21 protein-coding genes are annotated in these 20553 nt (G+C 43.8%); 11 read left to right on the top strand and 10 right to left on the bottom strand.

What is annotated here, in order from left to right:
- Positions 1–20: 20 nt before the first annotated feature.
- Complete coding sequence (locus L1D15_RS12315; protein WP_239875860.1) at positions 21–809, bottom strand: sterol desaturase family protein; 789 nt, start codon at positions 807–809, stop codon at positions 21–23.
- Between the two features lie 84 nt (positions 810–893).
- Between L1D15_RS12315 and L1D15_RS12310 the strand changes: the two genes are divergently transcribed.
- A complete protein-coding gene (locus tag L1D15_RS12310) occupies positions 894–1634 on the top strand; it encodes a tRNA-uridine aminocarboxypropyltransferase (protein WP_239875879.1) in 741 nt (246 codons plus the stop codon).
- 142 nt (positions 1635–1776) lie between these two features.
- A complete protein-coding gene (nagK, locus tag L1D15_RS12305; RefSeq protein WP_019276128.1) occupies positions 1777–2685 on the top strand; it encodes an N-acetylglucosamine kinase in 909 nt (302 codons plus the stop codon).
- A gap of 164 nt (positions 2686–2849) precedes the next feature.
- On the opposite strand, the gene L1D15_RS12300 is transcribed toward nagK, so the two are convergent.
- Genes L1D15_RS12300 through mobA form a run of 3 tightly spaced genes read right to left on the bottom strand, consistent with a single transcriptional unit; the run spans position 2850 to position 5232 of the window.
- Positions 2850–3116, bottom strand: coding sequence for a DUF2960 domain-containing protein (locus L1D15_RS12300; RefSeq protein WP_239875858.1), 267 nt, complete (start codon positions 3114–3116; stop codon positions 2850–2852).
- A 50-nt stretch (positions 3117–3166) separates the two neighbouring features.
- Positions 3167–4648, bottom strand: coding sequence for a molybdopterin-guanine dinucleotide biosynthesis protein B (gene mobB / locus L1D15_RS12295; RefSeq protein ID WP_239875856.1), 1482 nt, complete (start codon positions 4646–4648; stop codon positions 3167–3169).
- On the bottom strand, positions 4645–5232 hold the full coding sequence (mobA, locus tag L1D15_RS12290; RefSeq protein WP_239836983.1) for a molybdenum cofactor guanylyltransferase MobA: 588 nt from the start codon (positions 5230–5232) through the stop codon (positions 4645–4647). Before mobA ends, mobB begins: the two co-directional genes overlap by 4 nt.
- 301 nt (positions 5233–5533) lie before the next feature.
- Here mobA and L1D15_RS12285 point away from each other — a divergent pair, with 301 nt between their 5' ends.
- From L1D15_RS12285 to L1D15_RS12250, 8 genes are all read left to right on the top strand, one after another.
- Entirely contained in the window at positions 5534–6331 is a 798-nt protein-coding gene (locus L1D15_RS12285) for a substrate-binding domain-containing protein (protein WP_239866380.1), read from the top strand.
- 14 nt (positions 6332–6345) lie between these two features.
- Positions 6346–7062 carry a hypothetical protein gene (locus L1D15_RS12280; protein WP_239875854.1) on the top strand — a complete coding sequence of 239 codons (717 nt, stop codon included), beginning with the start codon at positions 6346–6348 and terminating at the stop codon, positions 7060–7062.
- Between the two features lie 7 nt (positions 7063–7069).
- Complete coding sequence (locus L1D15_RS12275) at positions 7070–7591, top strand: RNA polymerase sigma factor (protein WP_239836977.1); 522 nt, start codon at positions 7070–7072, stop codon at positions 7589–7591.
- Positions 7576–8319: a hypothetical protein gene (locus tag L1D15_RS12270; RefSeq protein WP_239875852.1), complete on the top strand. Its 744-nt coding sequence runs from the start codon at positions 7576–7578 to the stop codon at positions 8317–8319. Before L1D15_RS12275 ends, L1D15_RS12270 begins: the two co-directional genes overlap by 16 nt.
- A gap of 251 nt (positions 8320–8570) precedes the next feature.
- Positions 8571–10163 carry an ABC-F family ATPase gene (locus L1D15_RS12265; RefSeq protein ID WP_239875877.1) on the top strand — a complete coding sequence of 531 codons (1593 nt, stop codon included), beginning with the start codon at positions 8571–8573 and terminating at the stop codon, positions 10161–10163.
- A gap of 356 nt (positions 10164–10519) precedes the next feature.
- Complete coding sequence (locus tag L1D15_RS12260) at positions 10520–10747, top strand: hypothetical protein (RefSeq protein ID WP_239875850.1); 228 nt, start codon at positions 10520–10522, stop codon at positions 10745–10747.
- A 41-nt stretch (positions 10748–10788) separates the two neighbouring features.
- Positions 10789–12372 (top strand): FAD-binding protein, encoded by a 1584-nt coding sequence (locus L1D15_RS22115; protein WP_239875849.1) that lies wholly within the window; start codon positions 10789–10791, stop codon positions 12370–12372.
- Positions 12369–12944, top strand: coding sequence for a hypothetical protein (locus tag L1D15_RS12250; RefSeq protein ID WP_239875848.1), 576 nt, complete (start codon positions 12369–12371; stop codon positions 12942–12944). The genes L1D15_RS22115 and L1D15_RS12250 overlap by 4 nt, the downstream gene beginning before the upstream one ends.
- A 47-nt stretch (positions 12945–12991) precedes the next feature.
- On the opposite strand, the gene L1D15_RS12245 is transcribed toward L1D15_RS12250, so the two are convergent.
- The 4 genes from L1D15_RS12245 to L1D15_RS12230 form a co-directional block, all read right to left on the bottom strand.
- Positions 12992–13300 carry an AzlD domain-containing protein gene (locus tag L1D15_RS12245; protein WP_239836969.1) on the bottom strand — a complete coding sequence of 103 codons (309 nt, stop codon included), beginning with the start codon at positions 13298–13300 and terminating at the stop codon, positions 12992–12994.
- Entirely contained in the window at positions 13290–14003 is a 714-nt protein-coding gene (locus L1D15_RS12240) for an AzlC family ABC transporter permease (RefSeq protein WP_239875846.1), read from the bottom strand. The genes L1D15_RS12245 and L1D15_RS12240 overlap by 11 nt, the downstream gene beginning before the upstream one ends.
- A gap of 281 nt (positions 14004–14284) precedes the next feature.
- A complete protein-coding gene (locus L1D15_RS12235) occupies positions 14285–14920 on the bottom strand; it encodes a DsbA family protein (protein WP_239875844.1) in 636 nt (211 codons plus the stop codon).
- A complete protein-coding gene (locus L1D15_RS12230; protein ID WP_239875876.1) occupies positions 14914–15783 on the bottom strand; it encodes an MBL fold metallo-hydrolase in 870 nt (289 codons plus the stop codon). Before L1D15_RS12230 ends, L1D15_RS12235 begins: the two co-directional genes overlap by 7 nt.
- A gap of 109 nt (positions 15784–15892) precedes the next feature.
- On the opposite strand from L1D15_RS12230, the gene L1D15_RS12225 reads away from it, so the two are divergent.
- Positions 15893–16765 (top strand): LysR family transcriptional regulator, encoded by an 873-nt coding sequence (locus L1D15_RS12225; protein WP_239875843.1) that lies wholly within the window; start codon positions 15893–15895, stop codon positions 16763–16765.
- 63 nt (positions 16766–16828) lie between these two features.
- On the opposite strand, the gene L1D15_RS12220 is transcribed toward L1D15_RS12225, so the two are convergent.
- Both L1D15_RS12220 and L1D15_RS12215 read right to left on the bottom strand, forming a co-directional pair.
- Complete coding sequence (locus L1D15_RS12220) at positions 16829–17902, bottom strand: M23 family metallopeptidase (RefSeq protein WP_239875842.1); 1074 nt, start codon at positions 17900–17902, stop codon at positions 16829–16831.
- A 468-nt stretch (positions 17903–18370) separates the two neighbouring features.
- Complete coding sequence (locus tag L1D15_RS12215) at positions 18371–20260, bottom strand: methyl-accepting chemotaxis protein (RefSeq protein WP_239875841.1); 1890 nt, start codon at positions 20258–20260, stop codon at positions 18371–18373.
- Between the last annotated feature and the right edge of the window lie 293 nt (positions 20261–20553).

Below are 20553 nucleotides of genomic sequence, written 5' to 3'. Positions count from 1 at the left end.
TAAGATAGGTATTAGGTTTATTACTCTTCTCTAAAAGGCTGGGTAAGCATCTTATCGAGCCTTTGTTCGTTTGGCGTCTGGAAAAGTGGAATGCCAATCTTTACCTTATTGTGGCCATGCTCTGGTTGGGCGATATAAGTACCGAAGCAGCGATCCCAGATAGAGAGAAAAAAACCAAAGTTAGAATGGGTTTCTCTCGGTATTACTGAGTGGTGCACGCGATGCATGTCTGGTGTGACAATGACTTTGCGTAGAACAGCATCCACTTTGATTGGTAGCTTGGCGTTACTGTGATTAAACATCGCACTTGCATTGAGAACGATTTCAAACACGATGATTGCAACAGGAGAAACCCCCAGTGCTACCACAAGTCCAATTTTAATCCACATCGACAACACGATTTCAATCGGGTGGAAGCGGCTGCCTGTCGTTACGTCAATATCCTGATCCGCATGATGCATTCTGTGCAATCGCCATAGCCAAGGGGCTTTGTGAAAGACCAGATGTTGGAGGTAGATCACCAGATCGAGAAAGATGACACACATGATGAGTTCCGCTAATAAGGGGAAATCTAGGTGATTGAGTAAGCCCCATTGCTGTTTGAGAGCAACGTTTGCGGCTTCGAATGCCAATACTGGCATAAATAGGCTAAGAAAAAGCGAGTTAAAGCCGACCAAACCAAGGTTGTTGATCCAGCGATAGAGCTTATTCTGGGTCAGCTTTTTTCGTGGAGTTAGCCACTCCCACAATCCACACAGCATGAGCACAGAAAGAAAAAAGCTTAAGCGAATAAGATCTGGATTCTGCATACGACGTTTTTCTCCCACATGGAACTTGCAACGGATTTGTCTCAAGGTAAACTCTGCACCCTTTATCATTATCCATCAACTTACATGAGAATCCACGCTTTTCACCGTCTCTATCAGCATCGCCTAGAGCACTCGACGAAACCGTTCAATGCAAGAGGCTGTAAAGTCCAGCGTTGTCAGTACTGTCAGGTAGCTGAACACTTTTGTATCTGTGCATATCAGCCAGATGTCTCCAGTTCAGTGGCGGTGATGCTGCTAGTGTCTGAAAACGAAGTCTTCAAGCCAAGCAATACTGGGCGGCTTATCCTTGATACGGTAAAAGAAGGTTATGTGTATCAATGGAGTCGCACAGAGCCTGATCAGGCGATGCTGTCGCTGCTCAATCATCAAGATTATCAGCCCATCGTGGTGTTTCCTGATGAGTACGTTGAAGATAAGTCTCGTTTGCTTGGAGAACATCCTCGCCAGCAGTGTGGTGGTAAAAAACCATTACTCATCTTTCTTGATGGTAGCTGGAGAGAAGCTAGGCGCATTTTTCGAAAGTCGCCATATCTGAATGCGCTTCCCGTTTTGTCAGTGTCGCCAGAATCAATTTCTCAGTACGTCATGAGACGTTCTGACAATGAGCAACACCTTGCTACGGCGGAAGTCGCCACATTGGTACTTGAACAGCTAGGTGAAGAACAGACAGCGCAAACGCTTAAACTGTGGTTTGACGTGTTTAAAGAAAGCTACCTGTTAAGCAAAACCCGAATTAAGCCAAATTTTGACCGGCCACAGCTGCAACATTATCTTCAGAAGGTGAAAAACGAGAATTCAGTCTGAAAATAATCGGCTTGTTGGCGATAGTCTGCACAGTTAAGTCTAGGTAGTGGTTAAATTCGTTCCACGTCACGGATTGTAGGCGTACCAATGTGGATAATGAACCGATTTTGACTTTTTTATATTTGTTTCTGGGAGAGATACGATGTACTACGGCTTTGACGTTGGAGGCACTAAGATTGAATTTGGTGCGTTTAATGAACAACTAGAGCGTGTTGCCACAGAGCGCGTACCAACGCCAACGGAAGACTATTCTTTATTAGTGAGCACGATTGCTGAACTGGTGAATAAGTATGACAAACAGTTCGGCTGCGAAGGAAAGATCGGTCTAGGTCTACCTGGAATGGAAGATGCCGATGATGCCACCGTTCTGACGGTCAATGTGCCTGCGGCCAAAGGTAAGCCACTTCGCGCTGACCTTGAAGCCAAAATAGGCCGTAGCGTTAAAATTGAAAACGATGCGAACTGCTTTGCACTTTCTGAAGCGTGGGATGAAGAGCTTAAAGATGAGCCTTCGGTTATGGGGCTGATTCTTGGCACTGGCTTTGGTGGTGGATTGATTTACGACGGCAAAGTATTTTCCGGTCGTAACCACGTGGCGGGTGAGCTTGGACATATGCGTTTACCGATTGATGCTTGGTTCCACCTAGGAGACAACGCGCCACTACTAGGTTGTGGCTGTGGTAAAAAAGGCTGCTTGGACAGCTACTTATCGGGTCGTGGCTTTGAGTTAATATACGAGCACTATTACGGCGAAGCGAAGAAAGCGATTGATATCATCAATGCATACAAGGAAGGCGAAGCTAAAGCAGCAGAGCATGTTGAGCGCTTTATGGAGTTGTTGGCAATTTGCTTTGCTAATATCTTTACTGCTAATGACCCACATGTTGTTGCACTAGGTGGTGGGTTGTCTAATTTCGAACTCATTTACGAAGAGATGCCAAAGCGTGTGCCTAAGTATCTGCTATCTGTTGCTAAGTGTCCGAAGATTATCAAAGCAAAACATGGCGATTCTGGTGGTGTACGTGGGGCTGCCTTCCTCAACATCAAATAATCTTGATTTGATTGCATAAATTTGAGAGCTTGCTTAGGCAGGCTCTTTTTTATGGTAATCACAGTGACTTTGCACGCCTTTCAACAAGAACACTATAAGCAACTTATCGACTGGATCGATTCCGCTGAGCTTAACTACCAGGAGCGCTAGGCTCCTGTTTATAACTACTTGTTCTTCTTACCGACACCAAGGTTTTCTTTTTGTTTGAGAGTGATTTTCTCAAATCCCAATTTTCTGAAATGGTTGTCGCGATAATTGCGCATTGCCTTAGTATCTGACACGGCTTCAATTTGCTGTTCCATCTTTAGGAACTCGGAAATATCGATACCTTCAGCTTCGGCTACGGCTTCATGAATATTACGATGTTGCTGATACGAAAAAGTTAGCGTTTTGTCTTCACCCTTATAGGTATACAGGATTGTGCGAGCCATATGTATTTCTCTTAAGATAAATGAGGCCAGCTGAGCTGGCCTTGGATGCACTAGATTCTGCCTTGAAGCGGAATGATTGTCACGCTTTCTCCAATCTTGACAGTATCAACGGCTGGGGAAATCTCGATCAAGCAGTTGGCTTCGTTAATGGGTTGCAGGTCTCCAGAGCTTTGCTTGCCTGTGCCTCTAACCCTGAGCTGCCCATTAGAATCTATTTCATAGCTGCCAAGGCGAAATTCAGTTTGACCTTGTCGCGAATGCAAATTCTCCTGTGTAACAGCGCTAACTTTGAGGGGCAGCCAGCCTTTTTCACCCTGTATTTTCCGCAGTGCCGGCTCCACAACATTGATGAATGACACCATAACAGCAATAGGGTGACTCGCAAGACCAAAGAAAGGCTTATCGTTGACTTGTCCATAGGCGCATCGGTGTCCTGGTCTCATGCCGAAGTCAATCTTACCTAACTTGTCGCAATCAAGCTGGACTGGACTAGCGTCACCTATGGAAATACTGCCAATACTAATAATCACATCGGCTTTTTCAGAAGCAGACAGTAGAGCAGGTGTTATGCTTTTCTCATTACCTTCGAGAAAGCCAAGCTCAAGAATCTCACAACCAAGCTTTTCAAGTAATGCCAATAACATAAAGCGATTGGATTGGTGCATTGAGTTAGACGTTTGCTTGGTCTCTGGCCCTTTTGTCTCATCACTAGGGAAGAACATGGCTACTTTTAACCGTCGATAAACCTCGCATTGTGTCAAGCCAAGGGAAGCCATCATACCCATTTCCGGTGATGCGAGCCTTTGACCATGAGAGAGGGCTGCACCATTTGTTGTAACTGGCGAGAGTACGTCTCGAGCGAGAACACGCCCTTGGCTAAGTTCAATGGAGCATGACTCTAACAGATCAATAGGTTTGAGCGAAGAGAGGACATTTTCTAAACCCTGTTCAACGGAATGAAAAGCAGGAGAAAGAGTGTCACCGCTGGTTGCTGACGTATTGTTTTGAGGCTGATGATCGCGCTTGACGTAGTCATAGACAAAGCGAGCGATCATATCGATATCATTAATGCTCATTTGAGGCAGTAGCACGTTATCCACAGTAGTATCTGCTGCGATAGCGATAATGTTGTCATCGTTAGGATAAAGCCAAGGCTTTCCGATCTCTTCTCTGTGAAGTTCAATTTTTGGAAAAGCAATGTTTTTACAACCTTCAACAAGAATGACATCAAGCGAGTTGATATCAAAGCGGCTCAGAAGGTAGTCGAATTCAGATTCTGCTTCTGGCGTTTCTGTCATCAAAGCATATCGATTGCGGGAAGCAATCAACATTTGAGACGCTCCAGCTTTACGTAATCGAAAGCTATCTTTACCTTCTTTATCGACATCGAAGTCATGATGGGCATGCTTAAGCATGCCAATGCGCAACCCTGCTTGAGTTAATTTAGGCAACAATGCTTCCAACAAGGTTGTCTTGCCTGTGCCGGAGTAAGCGGCAAAACCCAGAATGGGGATAGGGAGCGAGTGTGTCATTGGTTTACCGTTCCAAATTGTGCCAACTCTATAGGAGTGTTTAGGTTAACGAAACACTCATTGGCATCGCTAAAATCGACGTTACGTGTTTTGCACTCTTTATAGAGTAAAGTGATTTTTCTATCGCCACGCTCGAGAAATGCCGTCAGTTTTGGCAACACACGTTTGTGATAGAGAGTGAAGACGGGTTGCTGAAAGTCCCCGTCGTGCGCAACGAGTATGTCATAGTCATCTTGGGCGGCGGCACAGAATCGCTCAACCAAATTCATGCTGATCTGCGGGCTATCACAAGGTACGAAGCCAACCCAGTCCTTGTTTGCCGCTGACAACCCTGCGTGGATTCCGCCCATCGGCCCTGGAAAATCTTTGATTTCATCACCAATGACCGTGGCGTATTTGGAGTAGATCTCCTGATTTCGGTTGGCATTAATCATAATGTCTGAAACTTGCTTGGACAGTCTTTCAAAAACATGTTGAATCAGAGGTTTATTATCGAGTTCGATAAGACCTTTGTCTTTTCCGCCCATGCGTCTGGCTTGACCGCCAGCTAAAATAACCCAACTCGTTTGCGTTGGAAGAAGCATAAATGTTCTCTTGCTTTGTATCTGTAATGACTTGTAGCGGCGTGTCTTGAATCCATATGGCTTTTCGCTAACGAAGAATCTTCACCCGCTTAACTAGCCAAGCTTACCACGTGTAACGTGATAATTCCTTGAGTTCGCTTAGCTTTGAGTGAGTCTCTTTGTATCTGATGCGATTTGTTTTGTGGGGTAGAACGAGTTGGCTGGTTCACAAATCAAACATTAAAAAAATTCCAATTCTCTGCATCCAAACCATAAGTCTGCACGTCTCTTGTCTGAATCTTTATTATTTCAAGGAGAAAACATGAAGCGTCATCTGATTTTGACCAGCTTAGCTATGGTGTTTGCAAGTACGTCCTCATTCGCATCACCAAAACTTGACCCGAATATTGTTCACCAGCCTCGAGATGGTGTGATTAATGTTTATGGCCCTGGGGGACCAGACACCGCACTGCGTCATGCTGCAGAGGCGTTTACGAAAAAAAGTGGCGTAAAGGTTAATGTCATCGCTGGGCCTGAATCTAAATGGACTTTAGGTGCACAAAAAAATGCAGATTTGATCTTTGGGTCTTCTGAACAATCTATGAGTGCTTTTGTTGAAACTTACCCCTTTATTAGCCACCAAAATGTTGAACCTGTCTATCTACGTAGAGCGGTTATTGCAGTCCAGAAAGGTAATCCGAAAAACATTACTGGCATAAAAGACTTATTAGATAAGCCATCGCGTATTGTGGTGACTGAAGGTCTCGGTGTCTATAACACATCAGGTACAGGTGTCTGGGAAGATGTTGCAGGTCGAACGGGTTCGCTAGCTGATGTTCAAAATTTCCGCGAGAAGATCATTGCGTACGCCAAGGGCAGTGGTGCCAGTTTTAAAGCGTTTCAACAGCAGAACGCGGACGCTTGGATTACCTGGATTCACTGGCCTCTGAATCATGCGGACAAGGTTGACTACGTTGAAATTGAGCCAGAACGCCGGATTTATCGTGATCTTACCTTAGCCAAAACCAAAGGAGCAGAGCCTCAAACTCAGGCATTCATTGATTTTGTTAAAAGTAGCGAAGGTAACCTCTTTTTTGCCCGTGAAGGTTGGACTCGATAGCAAGGATAAAGACAATGAAAACATTTTTAATTTCAGCGATGATCTTACTACCAAGTAGTTACACAATGGCTTCAACGCAGACAAGCGATACTGACTTCGGTAAGGTATACACCGATAGCGCAGGTAAATCCCTTTACACTTTTGCTAAAGATCCAGTGGGAAAATCCGTATGTGTAGATGACTGTGAGAAATTATGGCCCCCATTATTGGCAGAAGGAGAGGATAGTACGCAATTTGCTGGACTTAGCGCGTTTAGTAAAATTACTCGTGCTGATGGGACCAGCCAATGGGCCATTCAAGGAAAACCACTATACCGATGGTTTAAAGATACTCAAACGGGTGACATAACAGGTGCAGGCGTTAAAGGTGTATGGCCACTTGCTCGTGCCGATGATGTGACAGTGAAGCTCTTTAATGATGGTCAACGGCGCTATTTGGTCGACAGCAGTAACCAAGCGCTCTATACCTTCGATAAAGATAAAATGAATCAGTCAACTTGCTATGGGGATTGCGAAGTGAAATGGCCTCCGGCGTATGTTGATTCTAAGCTAACTAAAAAAGGGGTTGAAAACCTCAAGTTATCAGGTGGGTTCGGTATCGCTAAGAGAGATGACCAATCGTATCAGTGGACATTTCAGGGTAAACCGCTTTATCGTTGGTTTAAAGATAAAGCCCCCGGTGAAACCAGTGGTGACGGGGTCAAAAACGTCTGGCACCTAGTAATCCAATGAGGAAAGTGTGAGTACAGATAAACATCAAATAGGTTTACTGCTTTCCAGAGTAGCGCTTCGAGACAAACAGGCGTTCGAAGCGCTCTATCGGTTAACCAGTTCAAGATTGTACAGCCTAATCCGTGGGGTTGTAAAAGACGACCAAGTTGCAGCCGACCTTCTTCAAGAAGGCTTCGTTAAACTTTGGTATAACGATGGAAGGTATCCCGTGGATTACCCTTGGGCTTGGCTTTGCCAGAGTATGAGGAATCTTGCTATCGATGAAGTCAGAAAACGCACCAGGAGAGGGGAGGAGCCTTTGCCCTTGTCGCTAGAGGAAGTGGAAATGAGCCACGTAACGACACCAGATACTGTGCTAAATCGATGTTTAGCCGCGCTCAGTGAAGACAAGAGAAATGTGATTGTTCTTGCGTATCGACATGGAATGAGCCATCAGGAGATAGTTCACCACGTAGAAACCCCTTTAGGTACCGTCAAGTCTTGGATACGCCGTGGTTTACAGGAGTTGAAACGATGTCTGACAGATTGATAAGCAGGCGTTATCAAAACTCTGAGTTAAGAGATAAGCTAGCGAGTGAATATGTGCTGGGAACTCAAACTCCTCGAGTAAGAAGAAGGCTGGAAGCACTCATGCTTTCTGACCCAACTTGGTGGGAGCATGTAGAATTTTGGCAGCAGCAATTGTCTGGTCTGAGCCCTTCGACAGTGTCTGGTGCCTCAGAGCATGAGTTCAAACCGCCACCTAAACGTGTTTGGAAACGCATCGCTGCTCATACCGTTAGTGCTCGCAGTGAGACTAAACGTATACGCTGGTGGTGGCTTCCAACTGGAATGGCGATGTCTCTGTTAGTTGGTGTTTGGCTTCAACCAGTTTTACAGCACAATTCTGCTCCCATTGAAGTTGCTCAAGTTCGCTACTTGGCTATGATGTCATCTGAAACGGAGAAGAATCATTTTGCATTGGTGGCATACCAAGGCGATAAACCGGGTCAATCGAGCCTTCGCATGCAACGTAATCTAGGTATGGATGAAGTGCCGATGGGCCAAGCAATGGTCTGGATGAGAGAGGGAGAAACGGGCAAGCTTATATTGATTGATAGCCTGAAAAATGTAGAAGATGTTCGTTATATGTCGCCAGTGGAATGGCAGACGTTAAAGAGTAGTTCTGAATTGATAGTGACTGCAAGTCGTGATCCCCAGAGTGATGTTTTGTATCGAGGACGATGTGTTGAATTGAGTGGTTGGGAATCAATTTAGTCCTTTGTCCTTTAGGAATGGGTTGTTGAAAGGTGCCTTTAGTGATTCGCTAAAGGCACCTTTTTATTGTGCTAGAGATTGGGAGCTACATCAGTGGTGGTTATAAAATCAGCCTGAAAGAGTAATTGACCCCAACAATTGATGTAGTTCACAGTTCCAAGCTGTTATACTCTGCTCGATTTTTTATCTGTTTCAAAAAAATATTTTTCTATCTTTATGAATAGTATAGAGAAATTTAGGGGGATACTCTCATCATAAGTACGAATAACATCACGCAGCAATTTGGGGCGAAACCACTGTTCGAAAACATTTCAGTGAAATTTGGCGAAGGAAATCGTTATGGCCTAATTGGGGCTAATGGTTGTGGTAAGTCAACGTTCATGAAGATTTTGAGTGGTGAACTAGACCCGACAGGGGGTAACGTTAGTTACGATCCAAACGAGCGTGTTGCTAAGCTGAATCAGGATCAGTTCGCTTATGAAGAGTTTACGGTGATTGATACCGTTATCATGGGCTATAAAGAGCTGTGGAAAGTAAAACAAGAACGTGATCGTATCTATTCTTTGCCTGAAATGACCGAAGAAGACGGTATTAAAGTCGCTGAACTTGAAGTTGAGTTTGCAGAAATGGATGGCTACATGGCTGATGCAAAAGCCGGTGAGCTTCTTCTAGCTGTTGGTATACCAGAAGAACAGCATTACGGTTTGATGAGCGAAGTGGCACCTGGCTGGAAACTTCGTGTGCTTTTGGCTCAGGTACTGTTCGCTGACCCACATATTATGCTCCTTGACGAACCTACGAACAACCTTGATATGGACACTATTCGCTGGCTTGAAGAAACATTGAATCAGCGTAACTGTACCATGATTATCATCTCGCACGACCGTCACTTCTTAAACTCGGTATGTACACATATGGCCGACCTAGATTACGGCGAATTGCGTCTATTTTCTGGTAACTATGATGAGTACATGGTTGCAGCTACTCAGGCTCGTGAACGTTTACTGGCTGATAACGCAAAGAAGAAAGCTCAAATCGCCGAGTTAAATACATTCGTTGCGCGCTTCTCTGCTAATGCCTCGAAGGCTAAGCAGGCGACTTCACGTGCCAAGCAAATTGACAAAATACAGTTAGAAGAAGTTAAACCGTCTAGTCGCCAGAACCCGTTTATTCGTTTTGAACAATCTAAAGAACTGTTCCGTAATGCGCTTATCATTGAAAACCTATCTCAAGGCTATGATGAAGATTTATTCTCAGACTTCAATGCAATCTTTGAGGTGGGTGAGCGTGTAGCAATTATTGGTGAGAACGGTGTCGGTAAAACTACGCTTTTGAACACTCTCGCGGGTGTACTAGAACCGCGCGCTGGTGAATTTAAATGGTCAGAAAACGCTAACATTGGTTACTACGCTCAAGACCATGCACATGACTTTGCTGAAGACATGAACTTAATGGATTGGATGAGGCAATGGCGTCAAGAAGGTGACGACGAGCAAGTAATTCGTGGATTCTTAGGGCGTATGTTGTTTGGTCAAGACGACATTAAAAAGTCTGTAAAAGTGCTTTCCGGTGGTGAGCAAGGACGCATGCTCCTTGGTAAAATCATGATGCATAAGCCAAACATGCTGCTAATGGATGAGCCAACTAACCACATGGACATGGAGTCTATTGAATCATTGAATACGGCGCTTGAGCAATACAAAGGAACTTTGTTCTTCGTATCGCATGACCGAGTGTTTGTGGACTCTCTGGCTACTCGTATTCTGGAAATTAAAGACGGTAAGATTAACGATTTCCGTGGCACTTACTCCGAATTCCTAAAGTCGAAAGGAATTGATGGTTAACGATTTACACATGAATCAAAGCCTCACACATGTGAGGCTTTTTTGTATTTGAGGAGGTGCTTGTACTCCTTTGAGAATCTAGTTTTGTCGTTACTGAACCAACTTAAATATAACAAAGACAAGGGTCAGCGCCACACTAGCGTACACCGTAGCAAAGTGATTCTTGTATGAGTTTTCTTCTTGCTCTTCGTTCTCGACATCTGAGATGGTTCCGAATCTGACTATTTTCTTACCTTTAGCGTAAGCTCTCAGGTGGAGTTCTGAATGTAAGAAAGCGAACGCAAAAAGCGCAAGAAGCAGGCCTTTGACTTGTCTGTCTCAGAATCATCTGAATACTAGATGAGTGGTAAGGCATCATGAATAGACTCACTATATCTATAGAGCGCCTTTTCTTCTTATTCTGCACCTATTTCATCAATCACTCTTTCCAATCCTTACTTTTTATTCGTGAAGTCAATGTGAATGTTGTTATCTACTTGTTTTTGCTGAATGCATTCACCCCGCAGATATGTGTGTTGTTTGATATTTCAGCTACTGAGATAATCCTGCACCCAATAAGAACAGCAGAAGAAGCTATTGATTGAGAATTCAATAGTCTTGTTATTCACCGGTAAAGGAGCTACACGTGTCATCTGTTGTGGAACAGGTTGATTTACCTCAGCCAATAGAACTTCGCAGTGGCCTTGGTCACCATTCGCGTACCGTCCCCCAAATTCTCCATCCTGAGAACGATGTGGATTTACAACAAACCATCAAGCAGGCTTACGTAAAAAAGCTATCTGTCTATCCAATCGGTAGAGGGAATAACTGGGGGTATGGTTATAAATCACCTGCCACTGATGGCTGTACACTACTCGACCTAAGTGGCATGAATCGCATCCTGAGCTTTGATGAAGAACTGGGAGTCATCGAAATAGAACCAGGTGTCACACAAGGTCAGGTGTCATCTTATCTTAAGCACACTCCATGGATGCTGGATTGTACCGGAGCAGGGCCAGATACAAGTGTAATGGGAAATGTACTGGAAAGAGGGTTTGGTCATGGTCCTGTGGGTAACCGAAGTCAACACTTTACCATCAGCGAGTTAATATTAGCCAATGGCGAAGTGATGAAGCTTAATCAGAGCGTGCGATACTGTGGTCGAGCGGGACTTGCTGCTAACCTTCACGAATTGTTCACCCAGAATAATATTGCGGTGATCAGCAAAATGAAGTTTGAACTGATGCTCAAACCTGAGTCCAGCTTACGTTGCCTCGTTCGTCTAAAGTCAGCCAATGATTTGCCTGCTTACATCGAAATCATGCGTCGCCTGAAATCAGAAGGTAGTATTGATGGGCTACCGCACTTGGGTAACACCTATCGAATGTTAACCATGATGGAACGATTCAATTTCGCCAAGTGGAGCTCTGATGAAGGTGCTAACCTGGGGGATATTGAGTCACTGTGTAAGCAGTACAAGCTGACTCCTTGGTCGGGAGCCTTTGTTATTACTGGAACACATAAAATTGCCAAAGCAAAAGCCGCGCGTGTAAAAGCACTACTCAAATCGGTTGCACAGGTGAATGTGGTTAGCCTATCCACATTGAAGCAGATGAATCAAATTGCTATTAGTGCCAACCGATTTTTGGGCCGTTTGCCTGTCTATCGGCGTCTACAGAATAGCCTTAATGAGTTTACTGAGATGATGGATATGTTAGAGGGGAACCCAAAAGATTTGGCTTTAAAAGGTTGTTATTGGCGTTACCGTGGCAACGTACCGGAAAAAATGAACCCCGTAGAAGACGGAGCGGGTTTTTACTGGGTTGCGCCAACGTTACCTATGCTTGGTGAAGAAGTAAAAAAGTGTATGCGTATTTCAAAACAGGCTTTTGATAAAGCAGGTTTTGAGTTTGGTGTAACTTTGACTGCCGTTAACGCATATATGTGTCAGGCAATAATCAGCATTTATTATGATGCAGGCAATCCAGACGAAGTGAGTCGAGCGACAGACCTAGTAAAAAAACTTCGAACCCTCTATCAGCATTATCAATGGCCTTGCTATCGACGTGCTGTCGATGAGATGCCATTCCGTCGCGATCACGAACTTGAAAAAGATGCATTAACGCTGCGTAGCAGAATCAAAGCTGCATTTGATCCTGACAACATTGTTTCTCCTGGTCGTTACCAAATGGATGTGTCTTATCCATTTACGATGGAGGATCAATCATGATCTTAAGGAGCAAACGTATTTCCAGTGATGAGGACTTTCAGGCGTTTGCCAAGCACTATCAATCGATATCAGGTAATAAAACTAGGGTCGAACATCTACAAAGTCGAACATGTGTGCGTGCATTTTTTGATTCAAAAGGAGAGATGTGTGCAGGGTATTCAGTGAACTGCGGTAACCCTTTGGTCTATATGGCTGACTTACCAGTAGATATGAAGGAGCATCCCCTTCAATATGCAACGGAAAATATTGTTGAAGGTGGGGGGCTTTGGGTTGAACGAGCGCTTTCTGACTTTGAGCGTGGGTTTGTCTTTATTTATGCTAGCTGGGAAGCATATCGCATGAAGAAACGCTATTTCATGTCAGGTGCTCGTAACCCTAAAGTTGCCGAGAGGCAGAAGTACATTTATCCTCATGTCCTATTTGAAGGCCCAACTGAGAAGTTTGATTATGTCTGTATGCTATACTGCCGGCGTCAGTATATTCTCTTTCAGATTGGGCTCTTCATTTCGCGATACTGGATTGTTCAACCGATTAAAAAATGGTTTAGAAGTCTGAAAGCAGTGACCACCTAAGTGGAATTTATCAAGAGCCTGTAAAAGGCTCTTTTCAGCTAGGTACGCTACAAGGACCGTGTTAGCGCTGCCAACAAAATCCCAAATGTGATTGATAAAAGTGGCCTTTTCAAAACTAGCGTGCCAATGGCGGTCACTAGCAAAGCAACTTTAGCTCCTATGTCGCCAGTAATAAATAATGGCGCAATAATCGCTACTAGCACTGAGCCCGACATGGCGGCTATAAATTGTTGTACTCGCTGACTAATTGGAATGTAGGACATCACGTATATACCACCCCAACGTGTAATGATGGTTACCACAGTCATGATGGCAATAATCGCCAAAGTGCCAAATTCTGTTGTCTCAATGTTCATTGTTTTTATCTCCTACCAGCACTCCAGCAATCCCCCCAGTCAGTGCTCCTACAATCACGTGGGCATTCTCTGGTAGGTACAAATACGCGATAATCGATGAGAATGCAGCAGATACCCAGATAATGTAGATGCCATGGTCTTTATTGCCCTCAAGTACCATAGTCAGTAGAAAGCAGCCCATTACCATATCAATACCATAAGCTGCTGGGTTTTGAATTGCGTTACCAAAATAAACACCAACCCAAGTACCAATAATCCAGAAAATCCAAAGCGCTAGACCTCCACCAAACAAAATTCCTAGTCCTTTTGAGTGGTCATTATTAGCAAACGCTTTCATGGACATCGCCCAGTTAGCATCTGAAGCAAATAGCATTACGCTGTAACGTGGTAAAGCTTTCATTGTTCTGATATGAGGGTATAGCGTTGCCCCGATCAGAAGATGGCGAGCATTAATCGCAAATACCGTGATAGCCGAAGGAATAATAGGGACTTGCACGCCCCAAAGGTCTAACGCCCCAAACTGAGAAGCGCCTGCAAATACCAGAGTGCTCATCCACAAAGCTGAGGATTCACTTAGACCGACTTGAACGGCAGCTAGACCAAAAGCTGTACCAAAGACCACAACAAATATTGAGATCGGTAGCAAGCTAATAAAGCCTTGTTGTACTGATTGATACTCTAGTTTTAGTTCTTTTTCGAGCATGTAATTAGCCATTTTTTGAGTAATAAGAATTGAAATAAACAGTAAACTGAAATGATGCAATCGAAAAGCGAATAATTCAGAATTCACTCATTTCAAAATCGAATAATGATCGTTTGACGCCATAAATTAACAGCTAACAACAGACTTGCGTTTGTGTTCTTGACTCTGTGTGGTGTGTCTGAAACGTTGAGGAGGGAGTGTGAATGGAAGCCATTGTTCATCGCAAACACAGACTTCCAAAGGTTTAGCTTATACGTGTTGTTAAGATAGTGAAGGTGACCTCAGCTCGTTCCATTAAGCAGTGTATGCTCTAAATGTTGTAGCCACAATGCTGGGTTCCCGTAGTAGTCACTGTGTGGCAGGCTTATATACTGTCCGTCCGATTCAGCGACAAAAGTCGGGTAGCTGGTTACATTTAATGCCTTCATAAGCTGCTTTGAGGCTTTAATTTTAGCTATTTCTGGCTGCTCTTGATTTGCGAGTGCCTGATGCCATTCTACTAAATTTCCTCCTAGATTCTGCATGACCTTAGCAAGTATTGCTGGCTGAGTTACATCGCTGCCATCGAAATAATGTGCCCGTTGAATCTCCTTCAAACTCTTCAAAGATGAGATCCCAAGGGATTCTGCGAGCAAGATAGCTCTTGTTGGTAAGAAAGAATCAAGAATGAACTCTTTGTTACTGGCTACCTTGCTTAGGTATGATTCACCGAACTTGGCGTCTGTCAGCTCTGAGATATGCTTGTCGCTGTGTAAAATATGTTGTCGAAAATCAGGTTCGACAGAGCGATATGACACCATACCACCAGGGTGCAAGCAAAGGTCAAAATGTGCATGATTTTCAATCATTTCCATTAGTGGGGTGGCGCCGTAGCACCAACCACACATTGGGTCGTAAAAAACGTGAACTTTTACCACTCCATTTCTCCTTTGTGAACTTTTGCGCCAATACTTAGAGCCACGGGTAACGCCGCTTCAGCGTATTTTTCATTCATTTTTTCAATCAGCTGCTCGCTGTTTTCAGTGGTTTGCTTTGCTTGCTTAAAGTCTTTTAGATACTGCTGAGAGTATTGAATAGAATTCACATCTAACTTTGTACCCGATAGCATATGCCCTGGGACAACAATTTCAGGTTTTAGTGACTGTATTTCATTCAATTGTTTAGACCAAAGCGCTTGGCTATCATCACTTTGAGCATCGGCCATCCACAAGTGAAGGTTCGTACCATAGATTGAAACATTTCCTAGCACCGCTTTTTCAGAAGGGATCCATAGATATGGTCGATGGGCAATGTCGCCATCATTACCACGGATTTCAATGGTATGATCGTCAATGGTTAAATTAGAGGCCGTATAGGCATCTGGAATGTAAGGTTTTACTGGCGCGTTAGCTCCCATACGAGGTGCCCAAACTTTCAGTTTGGTTGGTAGCTTTTCCTCAATGACTTTTCTCACAGCAGGTGTTGTAATGATTTGAGCCTCTGGGAATAATTCATGGAGAACTTCCGCACCAAAATAGTAATCAGGGTCTGCCTGACTAATAAAAATAGTTTTCAGAGGTTTTCCTGCGTCTAGAACCTTGGCTGCAATGCGAAGAGCATCTGCTTTTGTAAATCCAGTGTCGACGACCATCACTTCTGTGTCTCCGACAATGAGTGTTGAATTGACGTAGAAACTGTTTTGGTCAGCACTGTAAACATCAAAAGTGAGGTTCGATTGTTCTGCAGCATAAGTGTGAGTTGCAATAAGCATTGAAGCCGCAAGTAATGTCAGTTTTTTCATCATTCTCTCCATTAACATGGTTGTGTGTGGACGGGAGAATAGTAGGGCATTGACCTGTTCTGAAAAATACCACAAAGTTAACAACATTATTTCTTAAATCGAGCATATTATGGATAGAGTGACTGCAGCAAAAGTGTTCATTGATGTCGCACAGTCGGGAAGCTTTACCGCCACAGCTGATAGGTTAGACATGTCGAGGCCAATGGTGACAAGATATGTTGAAGCGATGGAAGATTGGCTAAATGTACGGCTCTTGCATCGTACGACAAGGAAAGTCTCTCTCACTACTGCAGGAGAAGCGTGCTTTAAACAGGTTGAGCAATGGCTAAACCAGGCTGATAAGTTATTGGCTATTACGGATACCGCGAATGAGCTAACCGGAACGGTGAGAATCGCGACCAGCATGTCGTTTGGTTTTGCTCAATTAGTACCTGCAATTACTGATTTTATGAATCTGCACCCCAAAGTCAGCATTGATATCGATCTTCAAGATTCAGTAACCGATATGGCAGACAACCAAATTGATTTGGCGATCAGAATTGCTTCTAACCCAGATCCCTCCTTGATTGGTAAGCCCATTGCTGTGTGTGATTCTGTGATTGTTGCTTCCCCGAGTTATGCTAAACAAATACAAGTCAGTGAACCAGAAGACCTCTCTCAGCTGCATTGTTTGGGTTACAAAAACTTTCAGCGCCATGTATGGCATTTAAGTAAAGGAGCAGAACATAGAGCGGTGGAAGTGCAGTGTCAGTTAACAGCCAACGAGGCAACTGTTTTGCTGCATGCGGCAATTAACGGAGCGGGATTAGCGGTTCAGCCGAGATATCTTGCTGATGAGTATCTTGCAAGTGGCAAACTTGTCGAAGTGCTTCCAGAATGGAAACCTCAACAAATGAAGGTCTACGCTTTGTATTCTTCTCGAAAGCACTTGTCGGCAACAGTACGCTGTCTTATCGACTTTTTTGAACAGTATCTTTCCTAGATAAACTAACTGAGCAAGCCAAAAAGCTATCCCCCAGGAGAATTGAGGGATAGCGATATATGACTAAGGATTGTCGACACGGTACCAGAAACATTGTTTTGAGTTAGTTCTAGCATCTAACATCCACGTGTAGCTGCAATGGCTGTCATAGCTATAACGACCTACGTCAATAGTATAGGGGCCAAATGACTTATCTTGTAATGATTGAAAACGCCCGTTATACAGCAGCGAAAAATGCAGATGTGGCCCTGTGGATGAGCCACCTTGGCATAAGGCGATGTTTTTCTGGCTAGCGTAGGTGCCGATTTTTTGGTTCTTAGCCACCCAAGATCCATCCTGTACTTCGATCCCATCCATGTGGTAATAGTTTGTGGCCCATCCATTCTTTGCTGTCACTCTTAGTTGACAACGAGAAAATACAGAAACGTACCCTTCATGTGCTGCTGTGACGCTATAAGTTTGTCCTCCCCAGCGCGGCCAATCATAAGAGACATCAAGCGATGAGAGCGGAAACCCTGATCCTGTGTGTGAGTGTGGACCATTGGGTATCCAGTTATAGCCAGCTCTCCATGGCCATTGCATCTCAGGGGGGGAGACGAAAGAGATATCTTCAACAAATGTTGGTGAGCCAAACTGTTGATAATAAAATGCCTGCCATTTAGGCCATTGTTCAATATTCTGCAGTGATGACACGATGGCATAGGTGGCAGCACGATCTATCGTGTTTGGCTGCTGTCTGACGTGATAGAAAAGTTGCGAAAGGCGATTTGCTACATGTTGAATTTCACTTCTAAAGTGTTCTAACTCAGATATTGATAACGTATGAGCCGGCGACCAATCGTGAGATGCGGCTAGTGTGGCCAAGACCACACGAGGATCCACGCCCATAGCACCACTCCAATGGTTCAGTTCTTCTTCTAATGCTAGCCATTGGGAGCCTTTAGCAAAGTGATCAGACATTGAAAAGGGGTATTTAATTGGTCTGTATACGAATCTTCCGTCTGGTATCAGAGTCGGGATATTGTGCTTTTCTAGAGTGGAAATATTAAGGTTTCCTGTGTCAATGACAGGCAGAAGTGAGTGTGTATGGCCTTGTATACTGAAAAGTAATAGCAAGATACCCAATAGTGTTTTCATGACGTTCTCCAACCAACTGTTATAACGGCAAGCTCCAATGTGTAGAACTTACGAGCTGACAGCTGATTCATTGAAGAACGACTGCTCGTGGGCTTTTCTCTTATGCATTGTTGGCTTGCGTGCGTATGACTGGCAAAATTGCCAATGTATTTAAGCCTTATACGGTGTGATGTTCTGGTTATATATTGAATAGAACAAAACGTAACCGTTATGAAAGTGTAATGAGTTGCCCGATTAGTGCCAAAATCGACCTTTGTCGTACGCTGTATAGAATATTGAACATAAGCAAGTCGGGTAACGAGTCATGAGGTGAAATGAAGAGATGAGCGTTCTGATCACAAAGGCTTTAAACGGATGTACAAAGATAATTACGCTGCGATTCATGGCATGGAAGAAGTTTCCATGCCATCCCCACAACACTGCTGTTTATTACTTTTAGAAGATAATCACTGTTAAAGTGAATACCGTCTAATATTTGAAGTTTGCAACAATTTGCTCCAACTTATGGCTAACACCGGATACTTGCTCACTACAGCGTACTGAACCTGCAACGACTTTATGCGTATCTCCTGCTAGATGTGCGATTTCCGTGATGTTTCGGTCAATATCAGCGGATACCATAGATTGCTCTTCTGAAGCGGTAGCAATTTGAGTATTCATATCAGACATTTCATTGATACGTAGCGCCATATTATCTATCGCTTTTACCACGTCTTTAGTGCTCGCGTTAGTGCGGTGAGCTTGCTCAAGGCTGGTGGACATTTTGGCGACGGTTTGTTGGATGCCTGAGGTTAGTGTTTGAATAGTCGTTTCAATTTGATGAGTAGAATTATTGGTCATCAGTGAAAGTTGTCTTACCTCATCAGCGACTACGGCAAAACCTCGTCCGTTTTCACCTGCACGGGCAGCTTCAATCGCGGCGTTTAATGCAAGTAGGTTGGTTTGCTCGGCAATACCTTGAATGGTGGCGATGACCTGATTGATCTCCTTACTTTGCTCAGCTAAGTCTTCAATCAAGTTTTGCGAGTCTTCAATGTTTGATGACAGCGTTTGTATACTTTCGCTGGTGGAATGCGTTACCTTGAGGGCGCTATCAGCTTCATACTTCATGCTTTCAGCGTTTTGTGCTGCTGACTCGATATTGGCAGTAATTTCGTTGCTGGTCATTACGAGCTCATTCACAGCAGTTGCTACTGACTCAGATTGTATTTTTTGCTGTTCTGCGTTGTTCATGCTTTTAGCGGCAGCGTGCTCAGAACTGCATGAGCTTTCACTCAATACTGTCATTACGTTTGCCAATTCTTTAATGTGACCATGTAACTGGGAGATAAATCGATCAAAAGAGTTAGCAAGCTGGGCCAGCTCATCATCCCCTTTGGCATTCATACGCACCGTGAGATCACCATCACCGCTGGCAATGTTCTCCATAAGTGTGTTTATAGCTTGAATTCGACTGAGTATGCTTCTTCCGATAAGGAGTAGCATACTGGAAAGTAAGACTACAATGGCTCCTCCAATTAAGAAAAGCTTATTTTTGATGTCTGAGGATTTTTGAGAAATGACTTGGCTTATCTCGGTTTGGAGCCCATTAATTGCTTTTTCGGTATTGTGAACGTTAGATCTGAGTGCGCCTCTTACCCCGTCGCTAGAAGTCAGACCTAGAACTTCACATGCTTCAACGAGCTTTTCGGCGTTTCGTTGGTATTGATTGAATACAGGCTGAAGATCAACAGGGACATGCTTACTAGTAGAGAACTTATCGATAGCGGCCAGCAGGGCAGCACTGGTTTCCTTGTCGGTATTCGCGAGATATCGGTAATCTGCTTCCATTAACTCAAGCAGCTCAACCTCTAAAGCGAAACTGTCTTTATCGGCCGCTGCCACTTTCAATGCTTTTCTTGCTTGTTCCAATTCTGAAATTAAATTCGAGGAGGATTCAACGCCCTCAATGGTATTCACTTGATCAACCAGTTGATGAAATTGAACCTGATACTGATTCAGAGTCGATATAATCGTTGATGTACGTTCTTCCATATCAAGGTTGTGGGACTTTAAAACGGCGGTGAGAGCCGTTAAACGTTCCGATAACTCTTCAAATGTTTTGTCGAAACGCTGTGGGTATTTCATATCTTTCCGTGCCAGAAAATCTTTTTCGTGACGACGTAACATGAGTAGGTCAACGGAACTTTGTAAGTTATCGATGGCAGCGTTTTCTAGAGACTTCAAGTTGTTAAAGCTGATTTGCTCGTAATAAGCGTACAAACCGACACTGACGAGTAAAGTTAAATTGATAAGAATAAGCTTAGCGCGAATGGAAAAAGAAAAAGCAAACTGTTCTGATTTAGGTGATCCGCTCATGGACACCTCCCTGTAGCCTGATGACGTTGGATATTCGCTTAAATTATGTACATTATGACAGTTTTGTTAATGCGAATATAAAACTAATAGCACTAGGGAAGCGTTTTGCAAGCTAGAAGGCCGCAAATATAATTTTTTATCACCTTCTACCACAGCTAAGCTGAGGCATTTCACTTATTCCTCCTCACATTTTTTGGAAGTTGAACCCTTAAAATACAACTATGGTCTAATCTGAACGACTATTGCTGATAAATCTCAGGTGGTAAGCTTATATCAAATATAATGAAAGGGAT

Source organism: Vibrio sp. Isolate25 (genome assembly GCF_022398025.1).
GTDB classification, from domain to species: Bacteria; Pseudomonadota; Gammaproteobacteria; order Enterobacterales; family Vibrionaceae; genus Vibrio; species Vibrio coralliilyticus_A.
The sequence above is the reverse complement of the archived record's forward strand: the minus strand, read 5'-3'. Positions and strand labels throughout refer to the sequence as shown.

Excerpts from the sequence above, each read along its gene's own strand:
- L1D15_RS12315 (WP_239875860.1), bottom strand. The coding sequence starts at position 809 with ATGCAGAATCCAGATCTTATTCGCTTAAGCTTTTTTCTTTCTGTGCTC.
- L1D15_RS12310 (WP_239875879.1), top strand. The coding sequence starts at position 894 with ATGAGAATCCACGCTTTTCACCGTCTCTATCAGCATCGCCTAGAGCAC.
- nagK (WP_019276128.1), top strand. The coding sequence starts at position 1,777 with ATGTACTACGGCTTTGACGTTGGAGGCACTAAGATTGAATTTGGTGCG.
- L1D15_RS12300 (WP_239875858.1), bottom strand. The coding sequence starts at position 3,116 with ATGGCTCGCACAATCCTGTATACCTATAAGGGTGAAGACAAAACGCTA.
- mobB (WP_239875856.1), bottom strand. The coding sequence starts at position 4,648 with ATGACACACTCGCTCCCTATCCCCATTCTGGGTTTTGCCGCTTACTCC.
- mobA (WP_239836983.1), bottom strand. The coding sequence starts at position 5,232 with ATGCTTCTTCCAACGCAAACGAGTTGGGTTATTTTAGCTGGCGGTCAA.
- L1D15_RS12285 (WP_239866380.1), top strand. The coding sequence starts at position 5,534 with ATGAAGCGTCATCTGATTTTGACCAGCTTAGCTATGGTGTTTGCAAGT.
- L1D15_RS12280 (WP_239875854.1), top strand. The coding sequence starts at position 6,346 with ATGAAAACATTTTTAATTTCAGCGATGATCTTACTACCAAGTAGTTAC.
- L1D15_RS12270 (WP_239875852.1), top strand. The coding sequence starts at position 7,576 with ATGTCTGACAGATTGATAAGCAGGCGTTATCAAAACTCTGAGTTAAGA.
- L1D15_RS12260 (WP_239875850.1), top strand. The coding sequence starts at position 10,520 with ATGAATAGACTCACTATATCTATAGAGCGCCTTTTCTTCTTATTCTGC.
- L1D15_RS12250 (WP_239875848.1), top strand. The coding sequence starts at position 12,369 with ATGATCTTAAGGAGCAAACGTATTTCCAGTGATGAGGACTTTCAGGCG.
- L1D15_RS12245 (WP_239836969.1), bottom strand. The coding sequence starts at position 13,300 with ATGAACATTGAGACAACAGAATTTGGCACTTTGGCGATTATTGCCATC.
- L1D15_RS12240 (WP_239875846.1), bottom strand. The coding sequence starts at position 14,003 with ATGCTCGAAAAAGAACTAAAACTAGAGTATCAATCAGTACAACAAGGC.
- L1D15_RS12230 (WP_239875876.1), bottom strand. The coding sequence starts at position 15,783 with ATGAAAAAACTGACATTACTTGCGGCTTCAATGCTTATTGCAACTCAC.
- L1D15_RS12225 (WP_239875843.1), top strand. The coding sequence starts at position 15,893 with ATGGATAGAGTGACTGCAGCAAAAGTGTTCATTGATGTCGCACAGTCG.
- L1D15_RS12220 (WP_239875842.1), bottom strand. The coding sequence starts at position 17,902 with ATGAAAACACTATTGGGTATCTTGCTATTACTTTTCAGTATACAAGGC.
- L1D15_RS12215 (WP_239875841.1), bottom strand. The coding sequence starts at position 20,260 with ATGAGCGGATCACCTAAATCAGAACAGTTTGCTTTTTCTTTTTCCATT.